Here is a 24,326-nt window from a genome sequence, read left to right on the forward strand (position 1 = left end):
GAATCCGGAGCTGATTACACCCTCTCTATTGGGATCCGGTTTCATGGACAAGATCGTCATCGCCAGCCGCGAAAGCCGGCTGGCCATGTGGCAGGCCGAGCACATCCAGGCCCGGCTGCAAGCGCTGTACCCGCACCTGGCAGTGGAAATCCTGGGCATGACCACCCAGGGCGACCAGATTCTGGACAAGACGCTGTCCAAGATCGGCGGCAAGGGGCTGTTCGTCAAGGAGCTGGAGCAGGCGCTGCTGGACGGCCGCGCCGACCTGGCCGTGCATTCGCTGAAGGACGTGCCGATGACGCTGCCGGACGGTTTCGCGCTGGCCGCGGTGTGCGAGCGCGAAGACCCGCGCGACGCCTTCGTCTCCAACCGCTACCACAGCCTGGCCGAGCTGCCGGCCGGCAGCGTGGTGGGCACCTCCAGCCTGCGCCGAGAGGCCCAGCTGCGCGCCCGCTTCCCGCAACTGGTGGTGAAACCCTTGCGCGGCAATGTGCAGACCCGGCTGAGGAAGCTGGACGACGGCGAGTTCGACGCCATCATCCTGGCCGCCGCCGGCCTGAAGCGCCTGGGCCTGGCCGAGCGCATCAAGGGCGAGCTCGCGCCGTCGGAAAGCCTGCCGGCGGCGGGGCAAGGCGCGCTGGGCATCGAGATCCGCGAAGGCCGCGCCGACCTGCTGGCGCTGCTGGCGCCGCTGAACCACCCGGACACCCGCGCCTGTACCGCCGCCGAGCGCGCGCTGGCCAAGGAGCTGGGCGGCAGCTGCCAGGTGCCGCTGGGCGCGTTCGCCACCCTGGCCGACGGCGCGCTGACCCTGGGCGGACTGGTCGCCCATCCGGATGGCTCGGTGGTGCTGACCGCCAGCGCCAGCGCGCCGGCAGACTATGCCGAGGCGCTGGGCCGCGCGGTGGCGAAGAAGCTGATCGACGCCGGCGCCCGTCCGCTGATAGACGCGGTGCTGGCCGAGCCGCGCTGAGCCGGCGATGACACGCGTACTCGCCGCTCGTCCGCTGGCGCAGTGCGCCGGCCTGCTCGGGAAACTGCGCGCCGAGGGCTGGCAGGCGGAGCATCTGCCGCTGATGGAGATCGAGCCGCTGCCCGCCGCGCTGGCCGCGCTGCCGCGACAGGCGGCGCAGGCCGACGCGCTGTTCTGGGTCAGCCCCAGCGCGATAGACGCGGGATGGCCGGTATTGGCGGGCCTGGATCTGTCCGGCAAGCGCCTGGCCTGCGTCGGCGCGGCCAGCGCGAAGCGGCTGGCCGATGTGTCCGGACAGCCGGTGCTGCATCCGGCCGCGGGCAGCGACAGCGAAACGCTGCTGGCTCTGCCGGAGCTGGCCGATGTGTCCGGCCAGCGCTGGCTGATCGTCCGCGGCGAGGGCGGCCGCGCGCTGCTGGCGGATACGCTGGCCGCGCGGGGCGCTCGGGTGGAGGTCGCCGAGGTCTACCGCCGCGTCGACGGCGCGCCGGACTGGGCCGCGTTCGACGCCGCTCCGCCCGATGCCGTCATCATCACTTCCGGCGAAATGGTAGAGCAATTGTTCCGACTGGCTGGCCCGCGCCGGATGGGAACGCTACAATGCCTGCTGTACTGCGTGCCGCATCCGCGTATCGCCGAGCGCCTGGACGCTTTCGGCGCGACACGCATCGTGACAACCCGAGCCGACGATGCCGCACTGGTCGCCGGCCTCAAAGAATGGTTCCGTCGTCACCCATGAGCGAATCCCAGATCAACGAAGCCATCCCGGCCCAGGCCGGCCCGTCCCGCAAGCGCCCCGGCCTCGCCGTGTGGCTGGCCGTCGCCGCCCTGGGCGTAGCCGGCTGGCAGTTCTACACCACCCAGCAGCAGCTGGATTCGATGCGCCAGGAACTGGCGCGCCGTCTGGCCGAAGGCAGCGGTGCCGGCAAGGAGCAGCGCGCGATCGCCGAGCAGGCGATGCTGGCCGCCCGCGCCACCGACGGCAAGCTGGCGCTGGTGGAGGCGCGCGTCAACGAGGCGGCCGGCCAATACGCGACGCTGAACGGCATGTACCAGGAGCTGACCAAGAACCGCACCGACTGGCTGCTGTCCGAAATCGAGCACACGCTCGCCATCGCCAGCCAGCAGCTGCAGCTGGCCGGCAACGTCAGCGCCGCCGTCTCCGCGCTGGAGATGGTGGACGCGCGGCTGGCCAAGTTCGACCGTCCGCAGCTGATCGGGGTGAAGAAGGCCGTGGCCACCGATCTGGAAAAACTGAAGGCGCTGCCCTACCTCGACACCGTCGGCCTGACCGTCAAGATCGACCGGCTGATGCTGAGCGTGGATTCGCTGCCGCTGGTGGTGGATTCGCACCGCCTGGGCGGCGCGCAGCCGGGCAAGCCGGCGCAGCCGGCGGCGGACGCCCCGTGGTGGGAGCGGCTGTCCGCCGAGATCAGCGGCAGCCTGGGCGAGCTGATCCACATCCGCCGCATGGACAAGCCGGAGGCGCTGCTGCTGTCGCCGGAGCAGGCCTTCTTCCTGCGCGAGAACCTGAAGATGCGCCTGCTGGACGCGCGCCTGGCGCTGATGCAGCGGGACGGCAAGACCTACGCCGCCGACATCGCCGCCGCGCGCAGCTACGTGCAGCGTTATTTCGACCGCGACGCCGCCGCCTCCGCGCAGTGGCTGGCGACGCTGGGCGAGCTGGAAGGCGCGCCCCTGGACATCAGCCTGCCTGACATGAGCGCCAGCCTGAAGGCCGTGCGCGACGCCCAAGGCAACAGCGGGGAGTAAACGGTGAGATTCGCATTGTGGATAACCGGCCTGTTCGCATTGGCCGTGCTGGTGGGGCTGGCCTCCACCCTGAATACCGGCTACGCCATCCTGTTCCTGCCGCCTTACCGGATGGAAGTGTCGTTCAATCTGATGATCGTGCTGGTGGTGGTGCTGATCGTCGTCACCCACATCGCGCTGCGGCTGATCGCGCTGGCCGCGGACCTGCCGCGCCAGGTGCAGCGCTTCCAGCGGCAGAAGAAACTGAAAGCCGCCCGCCACGCGCTGCGCGAAGCCGGCATCGCCTTCTTCGAGGGCCGTTTCCAGAAGGCCGAGCGCGAGGCGTCCAAATCGCTGTCCGACGAATACTCGGCCGAGAACCGCGCGCTGGCGCTGCTGATCGCCGCCCGCGCGGCCGGCTCCGCCGGCGACGGCGGCAAGCGCGACGAATACTTGAACCAGCTGGAGCAGCTGCCGGCGCGGCTGCAGCTGGCGCGCCACATGCTAGACGCCGAGCTGAGGCTGGAGGACAAGGACGCGCTGGGCGCGCTGGCCGCCATTGAGCGCGCGCGCGCGCTGTCGCCCAACCTGACCAACGCGCTGCGGCTGGAGCTGAAGGTGCGCCTGCTGCAGAAGCAGCCGGAAACCATCCTGCTGCTGACCGAAAAACTGCTGAAGGCCGACGCGCTGGAGCCCGAGCAGGCGCGCCGCTACCGGCTGGCCGCCTACCAGCAGCAGCTGTCCGGGCTGTTGTCCGAGCGCGAAGTGCGCGACTGGCTGCGCCGCATCCCCGACGCCGAGCGCGGCAATCCGCAGCTGCTGCAGCAAGTGGTGTCGCACCTGATCCGCTTGCAGGAATACGACTACGCCGCCACGCTGCTGGCCGGCGCGCTGTCCAGCGACGAAATGGAGCTGCCGGAGCTGGCGCGCGAACTGGGCCAGCTGGCCGCCCACCTCAGCGTGGAAAAGCGGCTGGCGCTGCTGAAGGACGCCGAGAACTGGCTGAAGCTGCGCCCGCGCGACCACTGGCTGCTGCTGGCCCTGGGCCGTCTGGCGCAGGCGCAGCAGCTGTGGGGCAAGGCGCAGAGCTATCTGGAAGCCAGCGTGTCGATCCAGCCCACGCTGTGCGCGCACGCCGAGCTGGCGCGGCTGTTCGAGGCCACCGGCAAGGAAGAGGCTTCGCAGCTGCATTACCAGAAGAGCCTGGAGCTGGCGCTGAGCCAGGGTTGCTGAGCGCAGCCGGCCAAGCTCGCCGTCCGCGATGCTGCCCGCCGTTTCGGCCGGCGGCATTTTTCTTGCCCGCGCGCCTGGGGCAGGCAAAAAAAATCGGACCCCGAGGGGCCCGTGCATGCCAACGTGGACTGGCAGACAATCAATCGATACGAGAGCGCGGGCGGTATCCTGTCTGACAATAAGGATGCCGAACGACGAAAGCTGTGCCAGAATCAACCATTATGCATGGCTGACCTCAGACCTATGCATGGCGCTTGCTTCCGCCGCGACGATGCCGGCCGCGACAATGTTCACCAGCATACGTGGAGGCGGCGGTTTGCACAAAGCAGTTAATCTCATGAAAACTATGAAGAAAAGGCATGTAACAGCATGAAGCTGCCTCCGCTGAATGCCCTGCGCGTGTTCGTCGTCGCCGCCGAGCACCTGTCGTTCACCCGCGCCGCCGCCGCGCTCAGCCTTACTCAGGGAGCGATCAGCCGCCACGTCCAGACCTTGGAAGAGTATTACGGCGCCACGCTTTTCACCCGCCAGGCGCGCGGTCTGGCGCTGACCGCCGAGGGCGAGGCGCTGGTGAAGCCGGCGCGCGAGGCGTTCCAGCTGCTGAACGAAGCCAGCGAGGCGCTGCGCCTGCGCCAGAGCGATCTGCGGGTGCGGATGCCGCCGACGCCGGCGATGCGCTGGGTGCTGCCCAATCTGGCCGACTTCCAGGCGCGGCATCCGGAGTACACGCTGCACTTGCTGACCCAGTTGATACACAACAAGCCGTTCAACCGCGCCGAATACGACCTGGCCGTGGTGGGCCTGTCCAGCCCGGAGGCGGCGGCCGATCTCCGGCTGGAGTGCATCTGCCGCGAAAAGCTGATCCCGGTGTGCTCGCCCAGCCTGCTGGCCGGCAAGCACCCCCTGCACGTGCCGGACGACCTGAGGCACCACACGCTGCTGCACCCGTGGCGCGACCAGAACACCTGGAAGCGCTGGCTGACGCTGGCCGGCGTGTCCGGCGTCAATCCGGAGAGCGGCGTCACCTTCGACGCGCTGGAATACGCGCTGCACGCCGCGGTGGCCGGAATGGGCGTGACGCTGGCCCAGGCGTCGATGGTCACCCAGGATCTGGACAGCGGCCGGCTGGTGATCCCGTTCGACACCGTGCTGGAAACCGAATGGGCCTACTACTTGGTCTATCCGCACGAGCTGGCCGAGCTGCCCAAGGTGCGCGCCTTCCGCGACTGGCTGGTGCACACCGTCGCCAACAGCGAGGAAGCCAGCTGGCTGGCGCGCCAGGGCTACTGAGCGCCGCCGGCGTCCGCCGGCGCGTCCCGGCGGCGGCTGCCGTTTCTTTTCCCGCCAACATTTGTTAACTGCTGGGGCGTGGCGCGCCGGTCCGGCGTTCCGCATAATGATTGACATAGCAACTATTGCCTTATCAATCATGAACGCTCCTTCCTCCCCAGCCGGCCTGGCCGCCGGTCTGGACTTCCGCCAGCGGCTGATGGCGATGCTGGGCCTGTGCTGCGTGCTGATCATGGTGGCGCTGGACCAGACCGTGGTCGGCACCGCGATGCCCACCGTGGTGGCCGATCTGCATGGTTTCGCGCTGTACGCCTGGGTGGGCACCTCCTATCTGCTGACCTCGGTGATCACCGTCCCCGTCTTCGGCAAGCTGGGCGACGACCACGGCCGCAAACCCTTCGTGCTGACCGCCATCGTATTGTTCACCGCCGCCTCCATGCTGTGCGGCCTGGCTCAGGACATGCTGCAGCTGGTGCTGGCGCGCGCCTTGCAGGGCGTCGGCGGCGGCATGCTGGTGGCCACCACTTTCGCCTGCGTGCCGGATCTGTTTCCCCACACCCGCGAGCGGCTGCGCTGGCAGGTGATGCTGTCGGCGTCCTTTGGCCTGGCCAACGCCATCGGGCCGTCGCTGGGCGGTTTTCTCACCGAGTACCTGGGCTGGCGCTGGGTGTTCTTCGTCAATCTGCCGGTCGGCGTGGCCAGCCTGTGGCTGGTCTGGCGCTTCCTGCCGGTGATCCGCCACGACGAGCGGCCGCCGTCGCGGCTGGACTGGCAGGGCGCGGTGCTGATCGCGCTGTTCCTAGGCTCGCTGCAGCTGACGGTGGAGTGGCTGCCGCAGCACAAGCCGCCGCTGCTGCTGGCCGCGCTGGCCGGATTGGGCCTGGCCGCGCTGGCGGCGCTGCTCTGGTGGGAAAAGCGCAGCCCCAATCCGCTGCTGCCGCCCAGCATGCTGTCGCACAAGGGCCTGGCGCCGCTGTTCGGGCTGTCCTTGCTGATGGGCTTCGGCATGTTCGCGGTAATGTATTACGCGCCCTTGATGTTCCAGGCCGGCTTCGGCTTGTCGCCCAACCAGGCCGGCCTGCTGGTGACGCCGCTGGTGGTGTTCATCACCATAGGCAGCATGCTCAACGGCCGCATCGTGCAACGGCTGAAGCATCCGACGCGGCTGCTGGGCCTGGGCCTGCTGATGTTCGCGGCCACCGCGGCGCTGTTGGCGCGCACTACGCCGTCCACGCCGCACGCGCTGATTTTCGCCAATATGATGATGGGCGGACTGGGCCTGGGCCTGCTGATGCCCAACTTGACCATCTTTGTCCAGCAACTGGCGCCGCGCCAGCAACTGGGCGTGTCCACCGCGATGCTGCAGTCGACGCGGATGGTGGGCGGCATGCTGGGCACGGCGGTGATGGGGGCGGTGGTCAGCCACCGTTTCCGGGAGAGCGTGGAGGCGATGCTGACCGCGCGCCACGGCGAGAGCTGGCGGTCCTGGCTGGCGGATCCGCAGACGCTGCTGAACGCCGACAGCCTGGCGCAGTTCCGCCATGCGGCGGTCGGCGCCGACGGCTTGCTGGCCGCCAGCCGCGAATTGCTGGTGGACGCCATCCATTGCAGCCAGTGGCTGGTGGCGCTGGGGTTGCTGCTGGGCCTGTGGCTGGTGCGCAAGGTGCCGGCAGTGAGGCTGGACAGCGCGGTCCCGGAACAGGAGCTGCGGCATGAATGAGCATCCCCCCAATCTGCTGCAGCAACTGGGCCGCAGCAGCCGCGCGATGTACAGCGCCTTCGAGGGCCGGGTCGGCGAGGCGCTGCCGCGCTGGCGCATCCTGAAGGCGCTGGAGGATCTGGGCACCGCCAGCCAGAAGCGGCTGGCCTGCCATCTGCAGATGGACCCCGGCGCGCTGACGCGGCAGTTGAAGCCGATGGAGGCCGGGAAGCTGGTGCGGCGGGACACCGATCCGGCCGACAACCGCCAGACGCTGGTGACGCTGGACGAGGCCGGCGCGGCGCTGTTGCGCGCGGCGGCGCCGCAGCGGCAGGCGTTTTTCGATCAGGCCTTGAACGGCATCGACGCCTCGGAGCTGGCGGCGACGCTGCGGGTGTTGCGGCTGCTGGAGGAGCGTTTCCGCGGCATGGCCGCCGACGCGCGCTAGCGGCTGGCTGTCGCCTCGTCGCGTCCGGCGATCACCAGCCGGTTGCGGCCTTGCTGCTTGGCGCGGTAGAGCTCGCGGTCGGCGGCCTCGATCAGCTGGCGGCTGTCCGCCACCTCGTGCGGATGCACGGTGGCGCCGCCTATGCTGATGGTGACGATGCTGGCCACCGCCGAGCTGGCGTGCGGCAGCTGCAGCTCGCGAACCGCCTCCAGCACCGCCTCGCCGACGACGGCCACGCCCTCGGCGCCGGTGTCCGGCAGCAGGCAGATGATCTCCTCGCCGCCGTAGCGCGCCACCAGATCCTGCGGCCGCCGCACGCTGCCGCGTATCGCCTGCGCCACCTCGCGCAGGCAGTAGTCGCCGCTGACGTGGCCGTAGTGGTCGTTGTAGAGCTTGAAGTAGTCGATGTCTATCATCAGCATGCCCAGCGGCGCGCCCAGCCGCCGCGCCCGCCGCCATTCGCCGTCCAGGCTTTCCTCGAAGCAGCGGCGGTTGGCGATGCCGGTCACCGAGTCCACCCGCGACAGCGCCAGCACCTCGGCGTGCGATTGTTCCAGCGCCAGCGTGCGGATGCGCACTTGCTGTTCCAGCTGCTCCTGCTGCCTTCCCAGTTCTTGCTTGATCAGGCGCTGCTCGCTCATCAGCGCGGCGACGCACAGCGCCACCACGGTCAGGATGCCGATATAGGTCTGCAGGATGATCAGCGTGCTGTAGGCGGAAAAGCCCAGATAGGGGCCGCCGCCGTGGCGGGTGCCCCATAGCGCCAGCAGGGTGATCAGCAGCAGCGCCAGCGCCACCTCCCGCGGGCTGAAGCGGAACGCCGCCCACGCCACCAGCGGCAGCACCAGCATGTCCAGCGGATAAGTGGTGTCCATGGTGGGATGCCACCAGATGAAGATGCTGGCGGTCAGCAGCGCCACCGTGCCGAAGTAGGCCAGCATCTCGTACCAGGCTTCGCGGCCCAGCCTGGGCCAGCCGTGGTAGTAGAGATTGAGCAGCAGGCTGCCGAACAGCAGCGTGCCGCTGGCATTGCACAGCCACCACAGGCAGCCTTGCGCCAGCAGCATTTTTTGCGGCACCAGTTGGCCCAGATAGGCGAAGGCGATGGCGATCAGCGTGCCCAGCAGCGCGGACGCCGCCACGATCAGGCAGAACAGCAGGCAGTGGCCGAAGCTGCCCAGCGGATTGCCGGCGCCGAGATGGCGGCGCACCAGCCAGGCGCCGGCCAGCGTCTGCGCCAGCACGCCGGCGGCGATGCCCAGCGCCGGCAGCAGCCAGTTCAGGCCGGGGGCCTGGCCCGACCAGCGCCATCCTTCCACCAGCAGCGCGCCCAGCAGCACGCCCGGCCAGGCCCGCCGGCCTCGCAGCAGCAGGGCGGCCAGCGCCAGCGCTGGCTGCGGCCACAGCACCGTGTCCATTCCCAGCTCCAGCATCAGAAAGCGGTCGCCCAGCCAGGCCGCCGCGCAATACAGCAGCGCCACCAGGGCATTGGGCAGCCAGTCCGGGACCGCCGGAGGGCGCGTGAGAGTGCCGCGCATAGATTCCCTTCTACCGATGGCTGCGGCGCGACGTGGCCGCCGCAGCGTGCTTTTCTTAAGTTTTATCGTAGTTTGCGAATGGCTGCGGCGCAGCAGAGAGGCGGGGGAAGGGCATAAAAAAACGGCCGCAGCGGGGCTGAGGCCGTTTGGCGTGGCGGATGGGCGGTTACATCTTCACGCCCAGTTCGCGCAGGCGCTCGTCCAGGTAGGCGCCGGCGGTGTAGCGGTCGGACAGGATTACGTCCGGGCGCGGATGCAGGAACAGCGGCAGCGAGATGCGGCTTTTCTTCGCGCCCTCGCCGCTGGGGTTGACCACGCGGTGCTGGGTGGACGGGTAGTAGCCGGCCGACGCTTCCTGCAGCATGTCGCCGATATTGACCACCAGGGTGCCGAAGTCGCAGGGCACGTCCAGCCACTCGCCGTCCTTGCCTTGCACTTGCAGGCCCGGCTCGTTGGCGGCGGGCAGGATGGTCAGCAGGTTGATGTCGCCGTGGGCGGCGGCGCGCAGCGAGCCGGCGGGCTCGTCGCCGGTCAGCGGCGGGTAGCGCAGCACGCGCAGCAGCGTCTGCTGGCTGTCCTGGATCATGTGGGACAGCGGCTCGCGGTAGTTGGCGGCGATGTCGGCCGGGGTGTATTGCTGCACCCAGGACAGCAGTTCCCGCGCCAGCTGGTTGGCGATGCCGTAGTAGCGGTCGGCGTCGGCCTTGAGCTGGGACGGCGCGCGGCCCCACGGGTAGATGTGGAAGTATTCCTTGATGTCCTTGAGCGTGGCGCCCTTGGCGGTTTCCGACACTTCCGGGGAGAACCAGCCATCCTGCTTTTCCGCCGAGAAGGCGTAGTCGAATTTCTCTTCGCTGTTGAAAAAGCCCAGCCAGTCGGCGTAGATCTTTTCAACCAAGTCTTGCGGGATGGGGTGGTTGGTCAGCACGCCGAAGCCGGTTTCGTGCAGGGAACGGGTGAACTGCTCCGCGGCGTCCGGGGCGCGGTAGTCGACAACTCTGACGTTCATGGGGTGGTTTTCCTGATGAACCCGGCGCCGCCATGCAATATCGGGGCGGTCGCCGGCCGCGCGCATTGTAGCGGCTAAGCTACACAGCGCCAAGCCGTTGGCATCGGTACTGTTGGAAAACTACCAAAACAGCCGCAGCCTTGCCGCGCAAGGCCGCAAGCGAGATGCCGGGGGCCGGCTTCAGGAAGCGCCGGCAGGACAGACGGGTTGTCGGGCGGCGCCGGGGCGCAGGCCCCGGTGTACTTTAATTACAGAAAAGCGGCGCCTACACCCGTTGGTCCATGTCCAGCGCCGGGGTGCCCGGACAGGCCTGGGCCACGATGCGGGCCGGCACGCCGGCCACGGTGGCGTGGGGCGGCACGTCTTCCAGCACCACGCTGCCGGCGCCCACTTTCGCGCATTCGCCGACGCGGATATTGCCCAGCACCGCGGCGCCCGCGCCCAGCATCACGCCATCGCCTATCTTGGGATGGCGGTCGCCGCGCTCCTTGCCGGAGCCGCCCAGCGTCACGCCGTGCAGGATGGACACGTTATTGCCGATCACGGCGGTTTCGCCGACCACCAGGCCGGTGCCGTGGTCCAGCATCACGCCCTGGCCGACGCGCGCGGCGGGGTGGATGTCGGCGCCGGTCACCTCGGAGATGCGGTTCTGCAGGAACAGCGCCAGCGTGGTCCGGCCCTGCTGCCACAGCCAGTGGGTGACGCGCTGGCTCTGGATCGCGTGGAAGCCCTTGAAGTACAGCAGCGGGGTGGAATAGCGGTCGCAGGCGGGGTCGCGCTCGAAACAGGCGCGGATGTCGGCGCGCAGCGCGGCGCTGATCGCCGGATCGGCCTGGAAGGCCTCGCGGAACAGCTCCTGCAGCGCGCGCGGATCCATCACCGGGCTGGCGAGCTTGGTGGACAGGTGGAAGGCCAATACGTCTTCCAGCGTGGCGTGGCGCAGAACGGTCATGTGCAGGAAACTGGCCAGCAGCGGCTCGTCGTTGACCGCCGCCAGCGTTTCGTTGCGGATGGCCGACCACAGCGGATCAACCAGGGTGGAACTCATCGAGGACTCCGGATAATGACATCTAGTCGAAATATTGTAGCCTGCCACGGTCCGCGCCGTCAGCCCAAGGCGGCGCGATGTCAGGATTCGCGCCGCGCAGCGACCAACCGGCATGGACGGGGAGAGGGCCTATGAGATCGGGAATCATGCTGGCGCTGCTGCTGGCGGCGTTGAGCGCGGGCGCGGCGGAGCCGGAGGTGCCGGGCTGGCGGGAATACCAGGCCGGGCATCTGGCCGCGGCCCGCATCGCCTTCTGGCAGGCGGCGCAGAACGGCGACCGGGTGGCGGCCTTCGATCTGGCGATGATGGACTGGAAGGGCGAGGCCGGCGCGGTGGACAAGACGCGGGCGGTGTACTGGCTGAAGCGCTCGGCGGAGCTGGGGCTGGACCGGGCGCAGCACGCGCTGGGACTGTTGGCCGAGCGGGGCGACGGCGTGCCTAAATCGCTGCCCGAGGCGACGCGCTGGTTCCAGCTCTCCGCCCGCCAGGGCTATCTGCCGGCCCAGATCGACCTCGCCACCCAGTACTTCCTCGGCCGCGGCGCGCCGCAGGACGACCGCCTGGCCGCCTACTGGTACGAGGAGGCGGCCAAGCAGGGCGATGCCGGCGCGCAGTATCTGATCGCCAGCATGTACGAGCATGGCCAGGGCGTGAAGCGGGACATCCCGGCGGCGATACGCTGGTATGCGCGCGCCGGCGCGCAGGGCGATATCGGCGCGCGGGTCAAGGCGCTGGATCTGGCGAAGCGCGAGAGCGCCCGCCGCGCTCAGAGCGCGTCCAGCGGCAGCTTCAAATAGCGGACCCCGTTGTCGTCGGCCGGCGGCGGCATGCCGGCGCGGATGTTGACTTGCACCGCCGGCAGCAGCAATTGCGGCATCGCCAGCGTCTTGTCGCGCGCGGCGCGCATCTGGACGAAGGCGGCTTCGTCGACGCCGTCGCGGGCGTGCAGATTGGCGGCGCGCTGCTCCGCCACGGTCGCGCTCCAGGCAGGCTCGCGCCCGGCCGGGGGGTAGTCGTGGCACATCAGCAGCCGGGTGTCGGCCGGCAGCGCCAGCAGCTTGCGGATGGAGCGGTACAGCTCGGCCGGATCGCCGCCGGGAAAGTCGCAGCGCGCGGTGCCCACGTCCGGCATGAACAGCGTGTCGCCGACGAAGACCGCGTCCCCGATCTGATAGCCGACGTCGGCCGGGGTGTGGCCGGGCAGCGCGATCACTCGCGCCTCCAGCTCGCCGATGCGGAAGGTCTCGCCATCCTGGAACAAGTGGTCGAACTGCGAGCCGTCGCAGCGGAAGGCCGGCTCCAGGTTGAACACGCGGCGGAAGATGGCCTGCACCTCGACGATGCGCGCGCCGATGGCGACGCGGCCGCCGGCCTGTTGCTTCAGATAGGGCGCCGCCGACAGATGATCGGCGTGGGCGTGGGTTTCCAGTATCCACTGCAGCGTCAGCCGCTGCTCGGCCAGGAAGGCCAGCAGCCGGTCGGCCGACGCGCGCGAAGTGCGGCCGGAGCGGAAGTCGAAGTCCAGCACCGGATCGACCGCGGCGGCGCATCCGCCCGGGCGGTCGTAGACGATGTGGCTGATGGTGCCGGTGGCGGCGTCGAAAAAGCTGGCGATCTGGGCGGTCATTCTGTCCTCCGGGCATGGCGCGCGCGGCGGCTGAAATAATATACTGTTATAAGCATATTTCTTTTAGAAATTTCATCATGACGATTTTACTGTCCAGGCGGACATGGCGCTGACTTTGTTGCTGGGCGCGCTGGTGGGCGCGGTGCTGGGCCTGACCGGCGCCGGCGGCGGCATTCTGGCGGTGCCGGCGCTGATGGCGTCCCAAGGCTGGAGTGTGCCGCAGGCGGCGCCGGTGGCGCTACTGGCCGTGGCGGCCGGCGCGGCTTTCGGCGCCTGGGAGGGATGGCGGCGGGGCGAGGTGCGCTACCGCGCGGCCGCGTTGATGGCGCTGTGCGGCCTGCCGGGATCGGCGCTGGGAACGCGGGCGGCGCATCTGTTGCCGGCCGCCTGGCTGGCGGCGAGTTTCGCGCTGGTGTTGCTGATCGTCGCTGGGCGCGCCTGGTCCGGCGCGCGGGACGGCCAAGCGGAGAGGGATGGACGCGGCGCCTTGTGCCGGGTGCAGCCGGAAACCGGCCGCCTGGCCTGGCATCCGGCCAGCATCGCCGCGCTGGCCGGCGTCGGCGCGTTCACCGGCTTTCTCACCGGCCTGCTGGGCGTGGGCGGCGGTTTCGTCATTGTGCCGGCGTTGCGCCGGCTCAGCGACCTGGGCATGCACGCCATCGTCGCCACTTCGCTGCTGGTGATCGCGCTGGTCGGCGGCGGCAGCGCGCTGTCCGCCTACTGGCACGGCGCGCGGCCGCCGGCGCTGCCCACGCTGGCCTTCGCCGCCGCCGCGCTCGCCGGCATGATGGCCGGGCGCTGGCTGATACGGCGGCTGGCGCAGCGGCAGGTGTCGCGCGGCTTCGCGTTCGTGGCCGCCGGCGTGGCGGTGGCCATGCTGTGCCATGCCGCCGGCTGAGGGCTCAGCCAGCGAAGCTGAACGCTTCTCCGCTGCCGGCGCGGATGGCCTCGGCCAGCGTCGCGTAGAACTCCGCGCCGTCGCGGCTGGCGATCCAGTCCTCGCCGCGGCGCGAGAAGTGGTAGCCGCCGCTCTTGGCGGCGATCCACATTTCCTGGTTGACGGCGTGGCGGTTGACGATCACCTTGTCGCCGCTGTCGAACTCGATCTCCAGCACATTGCCCTGGCGCAGCGTGTCGGCGTCCAGCCCGTGTTGGTCTATCGCCTGTTCGATGCGATCGAAGATGTCGTCGCTCAGTTGCAGGAATTCGCTTTCGGTCATGATGTTTCCCTGATGGCGCCGGCGGCGGCAACACCGCCCGGCAAGGTTTTGCTAGTATGTCGATTTTGCCATATCGGATTGCCATCAGTATGCGTACCCTGCTCGCTTGCGCAAGTTTGACCCTGATCCTGGCCGCTTGCGGCTACAAAGGCCCGCTGGTGCTGCCGCAGCAGCCCAAGAAGGCGCCGTCCGCCGCCCACGCCGTCAAACCGGACGCCTCCGCGCCCAAGGCGGACGCTTCCGCTTCCCGTTGAGCGCGGCGACATAAGGATATTTCCAAGCAATCGCTTGTCTGAACGGGGCTTGGCCTAGAATGGGCCGTCGTTTCCCGGGAATAGGAGCCGCCATGCCCCACTACGCGCGTCATCTGGAACACCATACCATCGTCAATCCGTTTCCCGGCATCGCCAAGCTGGAGGCGGCGCTGGGCCGCAAGGTGGTCAGCCGGCTGGGCGCCAACGAGAGCATGGTGAAGCCGGCCTCGCCGCTGCTGGAGCCGTGGGGCGAGGCGCTGGCCGAATTGGCCCGGCTGTACCCGGACCCGTACGCGCTGGCGCTGCGCGAGCGGGTGGCGCAGCGGCTGGGGCTGGAAAACAGCCAGGTGCTGTTCGATTGTGGCGCCGACAGCCTGATCCTGCTGGCGCTGCGGCTGCGCTGCAACGCCGGCGACGCGGTGGTGTGCAGCGCCGGCACCTACCCGGCCTTCCGTTATTTCGCCGAGGGCGTCGGCGCCCGCATCCTGGAAGTGCCGTACCAGGCGCAGGGCGTGGGCCTGCGGCCCGATCTCGCCCGCCTGTGCGAGGTGGCGCAGGCCGAGCGCGCGGTGGTGGTCTACCTGGCCAATCCAGACAATCCCACTGGCCATTATTGGTCGGCGGCCGACATCCAGGCGCTGCGCCAGCAGCTGCCGTCGCAGACGCTGCTGATCCTGGACGAGGCCTATATCGATTTTTGTACCCTGCCGGAGGACGCCCCGCCCTCCGGCGTGCTGGCCAATACGCTGCGGCTGCGCACGCTGTCCAAGGCCTACGCGCTGGCTGGCCTGCGCGTCGGTTTCGCGCTGGCGCCGGCCGACGTCATCGCCAAGGCGGACCAGATCCGGCCGCAGTACGCGCTGTCTGGCATCGCCCAGCACGCGGCGGCGACGGTGCTGGACGCGCCGGATTACGCCTGTCAGCTGGTGCAGGCCACGGTATTGCTGCGCGACAAGCTGGCCGACGCGCTGCGCGAGCGCGACCTGACCGTGCTGCCCTCGCACACCAATTTCGTCAGCGTCGTCTATCCCAACGCCGCGCAGTCCGAGGCCATCCAGCGCCAGCTGCTGGCCGAGGGCATCGCGGTGCACCGGCCGCCGCACCCGGCGCTGCGCCATCTGCTGCGCGTCACCGCCCAGCCGCAGGCCTTGTCCAGCAAGGTGCTGGAGGGCATGGCCGGTCGCTGACGGGCATAGTTACATTGACAGGCGCAAACGCCAATGACATAAGCGGTGGGTTGGTAAAACCCATCGCTTATTTTTTTGCGGTCCGGCGAGCCGCCCCCACGTTCCGCCAAGAGAACCATGACACATCATCGCACCCGCCTGATCGCCAGCCTGTGCCTGCTGGCCAACTGCCATGCCGCCGCCATGCCGGTGCGCGCCGACGGCGACACCCGACTGACGCTGCGCGGCATCGTCACCGGGCCGATCTCCAGCGGCAGCAAGGCCGAGGGCACGCTGTTCCGCGCTCATTACCTGAGGCTGCGCCGCCCGCTGCGGCTGGACGACGGCGCCGCCTGCGGCGGGCAGACGATGGCCCGGCTGGCCTTGAACCAGGAAGGGATGGCGCGCTACCAGGGGAGGACCGTCACCGTAGAGGCCAGGGTGTTCTGCCAGGAAAGCCGTACCGGCACCTATCATCTGGCGGACATCGAGATCCGCTGAGCCGGGCCGACGACGGAGCCGGCCGCTCAGGACTGGCGCAGCCGCGCGTCAAGCGGCGCGGCGATGGCTTCGAGAATCCGGCAGCGGCCGGCAGCGGGGTGCAGCGGGTTGAGCAACAGGTTCCAGCCGTCCACCGCCAGCGCGCTCGGCACCCGCAGCAGCGCGCTGGGCGCCTGCGCCAGCCAGGCGTCGCCCAGGCGGCGGGTGTCTTCCTGGCGGGCGCGCCAGCCGGCGGGCAGCGCGGCGGGATCCAGGTCCAGCATGCCGTCGTCCGGCAACTCCACCTTCAACAACTGGAAGCTGGCCGGCAGGCGGCGCAGCTCGCTGTGCACCAGCATTTCCAGCATCGCGCTGGCGGCGTGGTCCGCCAGGTAGACCACGGGCCGGCCGGCGTGGTGCCAGCGGCCGTCGGCGCGCAGCCCGCCCAGGCCGTTCAGATCGGCGTAATTGCTGATCCGCCAGGCGATCACGCCACGTAGCCTTCGTCGATCTGGACCAGCAGGTTTTCCACCAGCCGCGCGCCCTGCTCGGTCTGCGCCATTTCCAGCGGGCTGGCGTCGTCGAAGCGGCGCAGCGGCTGCCGCAGCCAACCGGTGGCTTCCTCCCCCAGCACCTGCTGCGCCAGCACCAGCAGGCTGGCCACCCGCACGCCACGCTCGGACTCGTCGCGGCTCAGCTTTTCGTGCTTTTTGATGCGGTGGGACAGCGTGCGCGCCGGAATCACGAACTCCAGCTCCTTGCGGGTGAGTCCTTCGCCGGCCAGATGGTCGATCAGGCCGGTGTCGGCGCCGTTGGCGACATAGCGCGCCACTTCCAGGTCGGAGCGCACTCTTTGGCCGATGATGCGCGACAGGCGGGCGAAACGCAGCGTCGGCGCGCGCGGCTGCTCCGGCAGCGAGCCGGCATCGGGTTTGAACGGGGCTTGGGACATGATGGCCTCCATTGGCATTTGCCTGGTTAGTATTGGCATTTTGCCTGACGGTGGCAAGCGGGTTGAGTTGGGACCGTGTTTTTACGCACCTGGCGAGACAGCCGGCGGGCCGGGGCGTATCATCGCCCCCCTTGCGCGGCATCGGTAATCATCCCTTTGTGCTAGAACGTTTCCTGCGTTACCTTCTGGGCTGGGGAAGCGGGCGCCTGGGGCGACTATCGATTCTCATTCCGCGATGAATACGCAGATAATCGGACGGACCGCCATCGGGCGCGCGGTCCATCCGGCAAGAGGTGAACCATGATTGCAACCATCAAGGGCAAGATACTGGCCGGCTCCGGCCTGTTGATCCTGATCGGCTTTACCGTGCTGGCGGGGGCCAATATCTACAACAGCTACCGCAACGCGGAAAGCGCGGTGCTGGAGCATGCGCGCCTGCTGGCGGACAGCGAGGCCGGCCGCGTGCAGCGCATGCTGGGCAAGACTTATGATTCCGCGCAGGCGATGGCCGAGGCCGCGGCCGGCGTGAAGGCGGCGCTGCCGTCCAACGGCCGCTCGCTGCTGTCCGAAGTGGTGAAGCGCCAGCTGCCCAACAACCCGGACGCGGTCGGCTACTGGGTGGACTGGGAGCCCAACGCCTTCGACGGTCGCGACGCCGAGCTGGCCGGCAAGCCGGAAAACGACCATACCGGCCGTTATGGCGTGTACTGGTTCCGCAAGGCAGGCAAGGTGGATGTGGTGTGGGGCAGCGACGGCGTCGACGAAAGCGCTTACTACACCGAGCCGCGCAAGACCGGCAAGCCGATGCTGACCGAACCCTATGTCGACCCCGACGTGAAAATCCTGATGGGCACCATTTCCTTCCCGCTCAATATCGGCGGCAAGGTGCTGGGCGTGGCCGGCTGCGACATCGCGCTGGGCCATCTGCAGGAAATGGCGGCCAAGGTGCGTCCCTACGACGCCGGCTTCATGAGCCTGTACTCCAACGGCGGCGTGCAGCTGGCCGGCCGCCAGCCTGCGCTGAACGGCAAGGCCGCGCCGGACCTGCCGGCCGAGGCCAAGGCGGCGATCAAGGACGGCCGCCCGGCCGAGTACCGCAGCGACGACGGCTTCCGCCACTTCATCATGCCCATCGTGGTCGGCGAGGCCGGCACGCCGTGGGCGGTGCGCATCTCCATTCCCGAGGACGAGGCCTTCGCCCCGGTGCGCGCGGCCAGCTGGCAGTCCGCCTTCATCAGCCTGGGCATCCTGGCGCTGATCCTGCTGCTGTTGGGCGCCACGCTGAACCAGCTGCTGCGTCCGCTGGGCCGGCTGCAGGGCGCGATGACCGAGCTGGCCTCCGGCAGCGGCGACCTCACCCGCGAGCTGTCCATCGCCAGCCGCGACGAGATCGGCCAGGCCGCCGGCGCTTTCAACACCTTCACCGGCTCGCTGCGCCGAATGATGCTGGACGTGCGCCGCCATGCCGGCGACATGCTGGGCTCGGTGCGCCAGCTGTCCGGCGACGTGAACCAGATCCGCGACAGCTCCGCCCGCCAGTCGCAGGCGGCCAACGCCACCGCCGCCAGCGTCGAGCAGCTGTCGGTCAGCGTCACCCACATCGCCGAATCGGCGCGGGTGGCCGAGCAGCGCGCCCGCGAGGCGGACACCTTGTCCAATCAGGCCGCCGCCAATGTGGACGCCACCGCGGCGGAGATCGGCCGCATCGCCGGCACCGTGCGCCAGTTGGCCGAGGTGCTGGGCGGCATGCAGCAGCGCTCCGACCGCATTTCCGGCATCGTGTCGGTGATCCGCGACATCGCCGATCAGACCAATCTCTTGGCCTTGAACGCGGCGATCGAGGCCGCCCGCGCCGGCGAGCAGGGCCGCGGCTTCGCGGTGGTGGCGGATGAAGTGCGCAAGCTGGCCGAACGCACCGCCAAGGCCACGCTGGAAATCTCCGACGTGATCCAGACCATGCAGAAAGACACCACCCACGCGTCCGACAGCATGAACGGCGCGCTGGAGCAGGTGGAGCAAGGCGTGAGGCTGGCCGGCGAATCGTCGCAATCGATCCAGCAGATCAGCGGCCAGGCGCAGCAGGTGGTGCGCGCGGTGGGCGACATCGCCGTCTCCACCGCCGAGCAGTCCAGCGCCAGCCAGGAAATCGCCCGCCACATCGAAAACATCCACGGCATGCTGCTGCAGACCGACGATTCCATCCACCAGGCGCAACAGGCTACGGTGGCGCTGGCGCGGCTGGGCGAGGAGCTGGAAAGCCTGATCGGGCAGTTCAAGCTGTAAACCGCGGGCAGCGATGCGCGATCGCAGGCGAGGCGGGATACCGCCTCGCCTGTTTGTTTATGGCCGCTTGGCGGTTAGCGGCATAGGCCCGCCCGGCCCGGCGCGACCACCACCACCGAGTAATCGACGTCTTGCAGGCTTTCCACATGCACCACCAGGCTGCCGCCTTTGCGGCGGTATTCCGGCCAGCGCATGTCGTCGCCTGGGCGGGCGGCCAGCGTATCGGCGCAGGCGTAGCGGTCCAGCTCCGGCAGCAGTTCGCGGCGTAGCCGCTCTAGCGGCCATGCTTGGTACCGGGAGGCCGGCTGGTCATCATTGAATGTGAAATAGAGGTGGTAGCCGTCTGCCATGATCAGGTCGTGGTAGGTCAGCGGCGCATCCGCTGCGCCAGGATGGAGGTAGTCCAGAAAGTCGGAGGCTTGGACGATGTCTTTGGCGGCCAGGCATGAGCCGGCGAGTGTCAGCAAGCCGGCGGCGAGCAGCGCGCGAAACGAGGCAGATTTACGCATGGTTTGGTTTTCTTCTGGCGTGCAGATTGGCTAAAGCGTGGCTGCGATGGATTGCGGGCCGTGGTTTTCTTCATGGCGGGGACTGCGGTTCCGTGATGGTTTGCCGCAAGCTAGCGATGAATCGCGCCAGCGCCGGATTGCCTGTCTCCCGTTGCCAGACGAAGCATAGCGGCAGCGGCACTGACAGATTCTGCAGCCAGTAAAACTGAACCTGCGCCGGCGGGCGCGCCAGATTGGCGGCATTGACGATGGCCGCGCCGACACCGGCGCAGACCAGCGACAGCATCGCCGCCTCGGTGGGTTGTTCCTGCACCACGTCCAGCCGGATGCCGGCCTGCTGGCAGGCGCTGAACAGGCGGTCGTGGTATTCGGGGTAGACCGCGCGGGGGAAGGAGACGAAGGGCCGTCCGGCCAGCGCGCGCAGGTCGAACGGTTGCGCCTCATCGTGCGCAATCCGCCAGGCGCGAGGCAGCGCCAGCACCACGTCCTGTGTCAGCAGCGGCAGCGCGTTGAAGCCGTCTGGCAGCGGGCCCAACTGGTAGACGAAGCCGCCGTCGAGCGCATCCTGATCGATGGCGGCGAACTGTTCCGGGCTGTTCAGCGTGGACAGCGACAGGCTCACGTCCGGCGTTTCCGCCTGAAAACGGTGCAACGCCTGCGGTACCACGCCATCCCAACCGGTGTTTTCCACATAGCCCAGCCGCAGTTGCCCGGCTGCGCCGTCGGCGACCCGGCGCGCGCTTGCCCCGGCAGCATCGAGCGCGGTCAGTATCCGGCGGATGTCGCGCAGATAGCTGTCGCCCGCCGGCGTCAGCCGCAGCCCGCGCGGCGAGCGCGTGAACAGCGCGAAGCCCAGCTCTTCCTCCAAGTCCTGGATCTGACGGGTGATGGCCGGCTGGGTGATGTGCAGCCGCTCGGACGCGGCGCGCATGCTGGCGTGCTCGGCCACCGCCGCGAAATAACGTAGATGCCGCAGCTCCATGATGATCTTTCCAATGCCAGCGATGCCTGAAATTTATCACAAATTCATAAATCGGCATTGGAAAGCATGAGTACTTTCCGGGATAGTAGAACGCTACCCGGCGCCGCCCAGGCGGCGCATTGACGATCAAGAGAGCCACGATGAACGCCCAAACCTACCGCATCGGCAATGCGCGCGTAACGCGCGTGACGGACACCCTGCTCACCGGCATCACCCCGGCCTACCTGTACGCGGACTGGCGCGATGGCGTGCTGGCCGAGCAGCCGCAGCTGCGCGCGCTGTTCGACGATAGCGGCGAGCACATCATCCTCAGCGTGCATACCTGGGTGGTGGAGCTGGGCGGCAAGGTGTTCCTGATCGACACTGGCCTGGGCAATGACAAGGAACGGCCGTTCAACGCGCTGTTCCACCGGCTGCGCACGCCGTTTCTGGAGCGTCTGGCAATGTTGAACATCCAGCCGGAAGACGTGGACCACGTACTGCTGACCCATCTGCATGCCGATCATGTCGGCTGGAACACAAGGCTGGTGGACGGCCGCTGGGTGCCTACTTTCCCCAATGCCCGCTACGCGATGCCGCAGGGCGAGTTGGACTTCTTTGCTACGTCGGAGGCCGACAAGCGCCGCATGGTGTTTGACGACAGCGTGGCCCCGGTGCTGGCCAGCGGCCAGGGGATTGGCATCCATGCGGGAGGGGGCCGTTACGAAGAGGCCTTCCATTTCCACCCCACGCCCGGGCATTGCGCCGGACACATGTCCATCACGCTGCATTCCTCGGGTGAAACCGCCATCTTTACCGGAGACGCGATGCATTCGCCGGTGCAGGTCTACCACCCGGAATGGAACTCAGCCTTCTGCCGGGAGCAAGACGGCGCGCGCGCTTCCCGCCGTTGGCTGCTGGAATACGCCAGCGAGCATAAAGCCACCGTGTTCACCGCCCACTTTGGCGCGTCGTCGGCTGGTGTGGTGAGCCGGGGGGGGATGGTTATGGGTGGCGGTTTCTGTGAAGTCAGTTGGAGCCGCATCGCCAAGTATCATATAGTCAGCCATACGACATTCAACTACTTTCAATAACTATTTTGGTTTTAGGTATAAGCTAAGTGCTCTTGGAGAGTACTTTGGTTTGGATGGAGAAAGATTTTCCCAGTTCCTATTGGCATTGCAGATTAGTATTGCCAAATGAGTTTGAGCAGAGTTCTCCTGTGTTTTTGTTTAGTTTTATCTCTTCGATAGTTGAGTTAGCTTTGACTTGAATGGTGTACTTGATAATTGAAAATTCTGTGCTTTCCTGCACGGTCGGAGTGGTTTTTAATTTACACCATGGAGAGTCTAGTAGAATACCATCATCAGTATCAGAGGTTGGTGTAGAGAAATTAACTACTCGACATTGCCCATGAAGCTGCAAAAAAACTAACGCCCCCTTTTTTTGATTTGCACTCCAGCTTGCGATCGAGAAGATTTTAGCCTTGGCATAGGCCCCTTTAGGGTCGATATATTTCTTTTTGTACGTAGATTCATTTTTCTTCAGATTGCTAGGCGTTTCAACTGTAATTGAAGCTGCTCTAGGGGTGGATGAAAGTAAAGTTAGGGCTATAGGTATCAATATTTGAATTTTGTATTTCAATTTTTACTTCCCTATTCAGGTTTTTCTAAGCTTGCAATGACAAGGCCTTTTGGAGTTGAGACTTCAATTTCATCCTTGTCGCATATCAAGTCTGAAAGAATGTTGTATATGTATTTAAAGTAGGCTTGACGGTCAAAATACCCATTCCATCCGCCATTGACTAAGATATTTACCGCATGCACTACAGAGGGTGAATTACCGTCGTCACATCTTCTGTTTATATTAATTAAGTGGCCAAATGGTTTTGATGTCCAATAATGTCCACCACTATCACAAGCATAAAATGGATCAGTTGCAATTATGTCTGGGTCATATCTGGGGTGCCATGTTGTGTATTTGATTGATCCTGCCTTGTCTGGTCCGGATAGGGCATGTGTAGAGTTGGCGATGATTCTTGTGGCCGTACCTGGCATTCTTTCTATATATGCGCCATTGTGATTTGGAATTAGTTTGTATTTCCCATAAGCGCTATAATTTCCTACCCAAGTTAGCTGCATAATGCCTCGGCCATAAAAGCATGTGTAGTACTTGGTCATCGGGTTGGCAGCATTGTACTTTCCGAAGCCCCATTCCATCATTGCCGGATATTTTGGCAGATCACGCCATTGTGCCGTTTCTGTCATGCATTGAGCTAAAAAATGCGAAACACGGAGAGGGCTGTTAACTAGATACTTCCTAATGCATAAATTCAGTTGCTTATGATAGGGGGAGAAATTTCTCTCGGCATTTTTCTTGCCGACTTTAAAGGTATTTCCCTTGAGAGGCTTATATCTATCTCCGGATTTTTGATAAAAAGGATATCTAGGGTATGTCAGCGCAAGTTCGGAAGCGCTTAGCCACATGCATTTTCTAAAATGCTCAAACCACAGTCTAGGATGAAAGTGCCAGTGGTTGCTATTTATTTCTAGCCCAGCCTCCTCCCAGAAGGACAAAGTTTCCACGTATGCTTTGAAATCAGCATACAGCTCCTCCGTCATGGGATCATTCAATACGTCGCTTTTTTTCTTCAACCAATCATATCGCGTATCAATCTGTCCCTTTTCCCATTCTGTTGGAAACTTGCAGATTGCACGTGAAAACCGGGATTGTATCCTTGCATCTCCAAGCGCTGCTGAGAGCGCATCCGCAGTCAATTTCTTTCCTGAGTTACCTACAATCCACTTTTCAAGCGCTGGGGAGTTGCACTGGCTGTCTGGTGTTGGATCGTCGTCAATCAAGCTCCAGCCTGACCAGTGAGGAAAGTCGGCATCGCTGAACTTCTTGATCTCCGCCGCATTCAGATCAACCCAACCTTGTCCGCCTGGGTAGTTGACTTTGTGCCAGTGCGGAGCGGCTCCCGCTGCGATGGGGGTTTCGTTCTCAGTATTGATAACCCGGCCAAAGCGGAGCAGTTCATAAGCGGCACTCGGCGCGATATGGAAGGCGTCGCCTAGGGCTGCGGCTTTGCTGTAGAGGTTGTATTCGTACTTGTCATCGCTATCAGCCAGCGGCTGATCTAACTCGATGTATAAGCCTTCTTGTTGAGGGTCTTCCTGGCGGGTGGTCAGCAAGCACTTTCCGCGCTCGAATCGCATCGTCACGAACAAAGGCACCGTGGAGGTATGAACAGGCGCCCCGTTGCCGGTGGGCGCTTGCGGCGAGGCAATTGATGCGTAGAACGGTGTGCCGGGCGGCAGGTAGAAATGCATGTCGCCGTAGATGATCTTGTCCCGGCCATCCGTGCTGATGTCCAGCTTGCCCGAGCTTCTGCCGACGATCTTTTTCAGGTTGGCGTCGTCGCAAATGATTTCCAGATGAATGGCGTTCTTGCCATTGCAGCTGCCTACGCTGCCCAAGCTGTCCTTCCGGTTTACCGGCTGCTTGTTTTTGACGAAGACTTCCTTCAGATGCATGTAGATGGAGTAGTACTCGATCTGGCCATCCGGCCCCTCGCCTATTTCCGTGTTGTGCTTGAGCACCACGCAGCCGTTGTCGGTCTCGCCCTGATAAGCCAGGGGCTTTTTGTCGGCATCGGGCGAGGGCGTCCGCTTGTATACAACCACGCCGTCGGCGATGGCGCGCACCGGTTCGCCGTGCGCGCCGGTGTCCGTATGTTCGATGTGCTGGCCGCCATGCCAAGCCATGCGGCTGGCGATGGGAAAGCCTCCACGTGAGGAGAATGGCATCAGGCTGGCAAGCCATTGCTCATCGCTGGCGTTGCCCTGGGGCGTTTTGAGAATGGGAGGGCTGATAATCATGCT

25 protein-coding genes are annotated in these 24,326 nt (G+C 66.1%); 14 read left to right on the forward strand and 11 right to left on the reverse strand.

Annotated features, from left to right (window positions below):
• Nucleotides 1–43: 43 nt before the first annotated feature.
• The 7 genes from hemC to BKX93_RS15195 all read left to right on the forward strand — a co-directional run bounded on the left by hemC (nt 44) and on the right by BKX93_RS15195 (nt 7,395).
• Nucleotides 44–973: a hydroxymethylbilane synthase gene (gene hemC, locus BKX93_RS15165; RefSeq protein ID WP_070980461.1), complete on the forward strand. Its 930-nt coding sequence runs from the start codon at nt 44–46 to the stop codon at nt 971–973.
• Nucleotides 974–980: 7 nt separating this feature from the next.
• Entirely contained in the window at nt 981–1,712 is a 732-nt protein-coding gene (locus BKX93_RS15170) for a uroporphyrinogen-III synthase (protein WP_070980463.1), read from the forward strand.
• The gene (locus tag BKX93_RS15175) at nt 1,709–2,746 is read left to right on the forward strand and encodes a uroporphyrinogen-III C-methyltransferase (protein WP_186009428.1); all 1,038 of its coding nucleotides are present in this window, start codon (nt 1,709–1,711) and stop codon (nt 2,744–2,746) included. The genes BKX93_RS15170 and BKX93_RS15175 overlap by 4 nt, the downstream gene beginning before the upstream one ends.
• Nucleotides 2,747–2,749: 3 nt before the next feature.
• A complete protein-coding gene (locus BKX93_RS15180) occupies nt 2,750–3,958 on the forward strand; it encodes a heme biosynthesis protein HemY (RefSeq protein ID WP_070980465.1) in 1,209 nt (402 codons plus the stop codon).
• A gap of 369 nt (nt 3,959–4,327) precedes the next feature.
• On the forward strand, nt 4,328–5,248 hold the full coding sequence (gene gcvA, locus BKX93_RS15185; RefSeq protein ID WP_021478883.1) for a transcriptional regulator GcvA: 921 nt from the start codon (nt 4,328–4,330) through the stop codon (nt 5,246–5,248).
• A 139-nt stretch (nt 5,249–5,387) separates the two neighbouring features.
• Nucleotides 5,388–6,968, forward strand: a complete 1,581-nt coding sequence (locus tag BKX93_RS15190; protein ID WP_070980466.1) for an MDR family MFS transporter — start codon at nt 5,388–5,390, stop codon at nt 6,966–6,968.
• On the forward strand, nt 6,961–7,395 hold the full coding sequence (locus BKX93_RS15195) for a MarR family winged helix-turn-helix transcriptional regulator (RefSeq protein ID WP_070980468.1): 435 nt from the start codon (nt 6,961–6,963) through the stop codon (nt 7,393–7,395). Before BKX93_RS15190 ends, BKX93_RS15195 begins: the two co-directional genes overlap by 8 nt.
• Here the strand turns inward: BKX93_RS15195 and BKX93_RS15200 are convergent.
• The 3 genes from BKX93_RS15200 to cysE form a co-directional block, all read right to left on the reverse strand.
• Nucleotides 7,392–8,933 carry a sensor domain-containing diguanylate cyclase gene (locus tag BKX93_RS15200; protein WP_046155252.1) on the reverse strand — a complete coding sequence of 514 codons (1,542 nt, stop codon included), beginning with the start codon at nt 8,931–8,933 and terminating at the stop codon, nt 7,392–7,394. The genes BKX93_RS15195 and BKX93_RS15200 overlap by 4 nt on opposite strands.
• Nucleotides 8,934–9,099: 166 nt before the next feature.
• Nucleotides 9,100–9,942 carry an isopenicillin N synthase family dioxygenase gene (locus BKX93_RS15205; RefSeq protein WP_046167540.1) on the reverse strand — a complete coding sequence of 281 codons (843 nt, stop codon included), beginning with the start codon at nt 9,940–9,942 and terminating at the stop codon, nt 9,100–9,102.
• 265 nt (nt 9,943–10,207) lie between these two features.
• Nucleotides 10,208–10,990, reverse strand: coding sequence for a serine O-acetyltransferase (gene cysE, locus BKX93_RS15210; RefSeq protein WP_070980470.1), 783 nt, complete (start codon nt 10,988–10,990; stop codon nt 10,208–10,210).
• A gap of 131 nt (nt 10,991–11,121) precedes the next feature.
• Here cysE and BKX93_RS15215 point away from each other — a divergent pair, with 131 nt between their 5' ends.
• Entirely contained in the window at nt 11,122–11,787 is a 666-nt protein-coding gene (locus BKX93_RS15215; protein WP_046155250.1) for a tetratricopeptide repeat protein, read from the forward strand.
• Here BKX93_RS15215 and BKX93_RS15220 read toward each other — a convergent pair.
• Nucleotides 11,757–12,617: an MBL fold metallo-hydrolase gene (locus tag BKX93_RS15220; protein WP_046155249.1), complete on the reverse strand. Its 861-nt coding sequence runs from the start codon at nt 12,615–12,617 to the stop codon at nt 11,757–11,759. The two genes, BKX93_RS15215 and BKX93_RS15220, sit on opposite strands and share 31 nt — an antisense overlap.
• Nucleotides 12,618–12,720: 103 nt before the next feature.
• Here BKX93_RS15220 and BKX93_RS15225 point away from each other — a divergent pair, with 103 nt between their 5' ends.
• Complete coding sequence (locus BKX93_RS15225) at nt 12,721–13,515, forward strand: sulfite exporter TauE/SafE family protein (protein WP_070980472.1); 795 nt, start codon at nt 12,721–12,723, stop codon at nt 13,513–13,515.
• 4 nt (nt 13,516–13,519) lie between these two features.
• Here BKX93_RS15225 and cyaY read toward each other — a convergent pair whose 3' ends face one another.
• Nucleotides 13,520–13,840: an iron donor protein CyaY gene (gene cyaY / locus BKX93_RS15230; RefSeq protein ID WP_046155247.1), complete on the reverse strand. Its 321-nt coding sequence runs from the start codon at nt 13,838–13,840 to the stop codon at nt 13,520–13,522.
• Nucleotides 13,841–13,926: 86 nt separating this feature from the next.
• On the opposite strand from cyaY, the gene lptM reads away from it, so the two are divergent.
• From lptM to BKX93_RS15240, 3 genes are all read left to right on the forward strand, one after another.
• Nucleotides 13,927–14,091, forward strand: a complete 165-nt coding sequence (gene lptM, locus BKX93_RS24775; RefSeq protein WP_160298899.1) for an LPS translocon maturation chaperone LptM — start codon at nt 13,927–13,929, stop codon at nt 14,089–14,091.
• A gap of 92 nt (nt 14,092–14,183) precedes the next feature.
• Nucleotides 14,184–15,278, forward strand: coding sequence for a pyridoxal phosphate-dependent aminotransferase (locus BKX93_RS15235; RefSeq protein ID WP_046155246.1), 1,095 nt, complete (start codon nt 14,184–14,186; stop codon nt 15,276–15,278).
• Between the two features lie 117 nt (nt 15,279–15,395).
• Nucleotides 15,396–15,758, forward strand: a complete 363-nt coding sequence (locus BKX93_RS15240; protein WP_046167539.1) for a hypothetical protein — start codon at nt 15,396–15,398, stop codon at nt 15,756–15,758.
• 26 nt (nt 15,759–15,784) lie between these two features.
• Here BKX93_RS15240 and BKX93_RS15245 read toward each other — a convergent pair whose 3' ends face one another.
• Together BKX93_RS15245 and BKX93_RS15250 are read right to left on the reverse strand one after the other, a co-directional pair.
• Complete coding sequence (locus BKX93_RS15245; RefSeq protein WP_046167538.1) at nt 15,785–16,228, reverse strand: RES family NAD+ phosphorylase; 444 nt, start codon at nt 16,226–16,228, stop codon at nt 15,785–15,787.
• A complete protein-coding gene (locus BKX93_RS15250) occupies nt 16,225–16,689 on the reverse strand; it encodes an antitoxin Xre/MbcA/ParS toxin-binding domain-containing protein (RefSeq protein ID WP_186009429.1) in 465 nt (154 codons plus the stop codon). Before BKX93_RS15250 ends, BKX93_RS15245 begins: the two co-directional genes overlap by 4 nt.
• Nucleotides 16,690–16,989: 300 nt before the next feature.
• Between BKX93_RS15250 and BKX93_RS15255 the strand changes: the two genes are divergently transcribed.
• On the forward strand, nt 16,990–18,972 hold the full coding sequence (locus tag BKX93_RS15255; protein ID WP_070980473.1) for a methyl-accepting chemotaxis protein: 1,983 nt from the start codon (nt 16,990–16,992) through the stop codon (nt 18,970–18,972).
• Between the two features lie 74 nt (nt 18,973–19,046).
• On the opposite strand, the gene BKX93_RS15260 is transcribed toward BKX93_RS15255, so the two are convergent.
• Both BKX93_RS15260 and BKX93_RS15265 read right to left on the reverse strand, forming a co-directional pair.
• Entirely contained in the window at nt 19,047–19,481 is a 435-nt protein-coding gene (locus BKX93_RS15260) for a hypothetical protein (protein WP_070980475.1), read from the reverse strand.
• 70 nt (nt 19,482–19,551) lie between these two features.
• Entirely contained in the window at nt 19,552–20,463 is a 912-nt protein-coding gene (locus BKX93_RS15265) for a LysR family transcriptional regulator (RefSeq protein WP_070980477.1), read from the reverse strand.
• Nucleotides 20,464–20,603: 140 nt separating this feature from the next.
• Here BKX93_RS15265 and BKX93_RS15270 point away from each other — a divergent pair, with 140 nt between their 5' ends.
• A complete protein-coding gene (locus BKX93_RS15270) occupies nt 20,604–21,536 on the forward strand; it encodes an MBL fold metallo-hydrolase (protein WP_083340571.1) in 933 nt (310 codons plus the stop codon).
• Nucleotides 21,537–21,612: 76 nt separating this feature from the next.
• Here BKX93_RS15270 and BKX93_RS24780 read toward each other — a convergent pair whose 3' ends face one another.
• Together BKX93_RS24780 and BKX93_RS24085 are read right to left on the reverse strand one after the other, a co-directional pair.
• Complete coding sequence (locus BKX93_RS24780) at nt 21,613–22,086, reverse strand: hypothetical protein (RefSeq protein WP_145929326.1); 474 nt, start codon at nt 22,084–22,086, stop codon at nt 21,613–21,615.
• Nucleotides 22,087–22,097: 11 nt separating this feature from the next.
• Nucleotides 22,098–24,323, reverse strand: coding sequence for a M23 family metallopeptidase (locus BKX93_RS24085; RefSeq protein WP_083340572.1), 2,226 nt, complete (start codon nt 24,321–24,323; stop codon nt 22,098–22,100).
• Between the last annotated feature and the right edge of the window lie 3 nt (nt 24,324–24,326).

The organism is Chromobacterium vaccinii, assembly GCF_001855275.1.
GTDB classification, from domain to species: Bacteria; Pseudomonadota; Gammaproteobacteria; order Burkholderiales; family Chromobacteriaceae; genus Chromobacterium; species Chromobacterium vaccinii.

Coding starts and splice junctions, on each gene's coding strand:
- hemC (WP_070980461.1), top strand. CDS start 44: ATGGACAAGATCGTCATCGCCAGCCGCGAAAGCCGGCTGGCCATGTGG.
- BKX93_RS15170 (WP_070980463.1), top strand. CDS start 981: ATGACACGCGTACTCGCCGCTCGTCCGCTGGCGCAGTGCGCCGGCCTG.
- BKX93_RS15175 (WP_186009428.1), top strand. CDS start 1,709: ATGAGCGAATCCCAGATCAACGAAGCCATCCCGGCCCAGGCCGGCCCG.
- gcvA (WP_021478883.1), top strand. CDS start 4,328: ATGAAGCTGCCTCCGCTGAATGCCCTGCGCGTGTTCGTCGTCGCCGCC.
- BKX93_RS15190 (WP_070980466.1), top strand. CDS start 5,388: ATGAACGCTCCTTCCTCCCCAGCCGGCCTGGCCGCCGGTCTGGACTTC.
- BKX93_RS15195 (WP_070980468.1), top strand. CDS start 6,961: ATGAATGAGCATCCCCCCAATCTGCTGCAGCAACTGGGCCGCAGCAGC.
- BKX93_RS15200 (WP_046155252.1), bottom strand. CDS start 8,933: ATGCGCGGCACTCTCACGCGCCCTCCGGCGGTCCCGGACTGGCTGCCC.
- BKX93_RS15205 (WP_046167540.1), bottom strand. CDS start 9,942: ATGAACGTCAGAGTTGTCGACTACCGCGCCCCGGACGCCGCGGAGCAG.
- cysE (WP_070980470.1), bottom strand. CDS start 10,990: ATGAGTTCCACCCTGGTTGATCCGCTGTGGTCGGCCATCCGCAACGAA.
- BKX93_RS15215 (WP_046155250.1), top strand. CDS start 11,122: ATGAGATCGGGAATCATGCTGGCGCTGCTGCTGGCGGCGTTGAGCGCG.
- BKX93_RS15220 (WP_046155249.1), bottom strand. CDS start 12,617: ATGACCGCCCAGATCGCCAGCTTTTTCGACGCCGCCACCGGCACCATC.
- BKX93_RS15225 (WP_070980472.1), top strand. CDS start 12,721: ATGGCGCTGACTTTGTTGCTGGGCGCGCTGGTGGGCGCGGTGCTGGGC.
- lptM (WP_160298899.1), top strand. CDS start 13,927: ATGCGTACCCTGCTCGCTTGCGCAAGTTTGACCCTGATCCTGGCCGCT.
- BKX93_RS15235 (WP_046155246.1), top strand. CDS start 14,184: ATGCCCCACTACGCGCGTCATCTGGAACACCATACCATCGTCAATCCG.
- BKX93_RS15240 (WP_046167539.1), top strand. CDS start 15,396: ATGACACATCATCGCACCCGCCTGATCGCCAGCCTGTGCCTGCTGGCC.
- BKX93_RS15250 (WP_186009429.1), bottom strand. CDS start 16,689: ATGTCCCAAGCCCCGTTCAAACCCGATGCCGGCTCGCTGCCGGAGCAG.
- BKX93_RS15255 (WP_070980473.1), top strand. CDS start 16,990: ATGATTGCAACCATCAAGGGCAAGATACTGGCCGGCTCCGGCCTGTTG.
- BKX93_RS15260 (WP_070980475.1), bottom strand. CDS start 19,481: ATGCGTAAATCTGCCTCGTTTCGCGCGCTGCTCGCCGCCGGCTTGCTG.
- BKX93_RS15265 (WP_070980477.1), bottom strand. CDS start 20,463: ATGGAGCTGCGGCATCTACGTTATTTCGCGGCGGTGGCCGAGCACGCC.
- BKX93_RS15270 (WP_083340571.1), top strand. CDS start 20,604: ATGAACGCCCAAACCTACCGCATCGGCAATGCGCGCGTAACGCGCGTG.
- BKX93_RS24085 (WP_083340572.1), bottom strand. CDS start 24,323: ATGATTATCAGCCCTCCCATTCTCAAAACGCCCCAGGGCAACGCCAGC.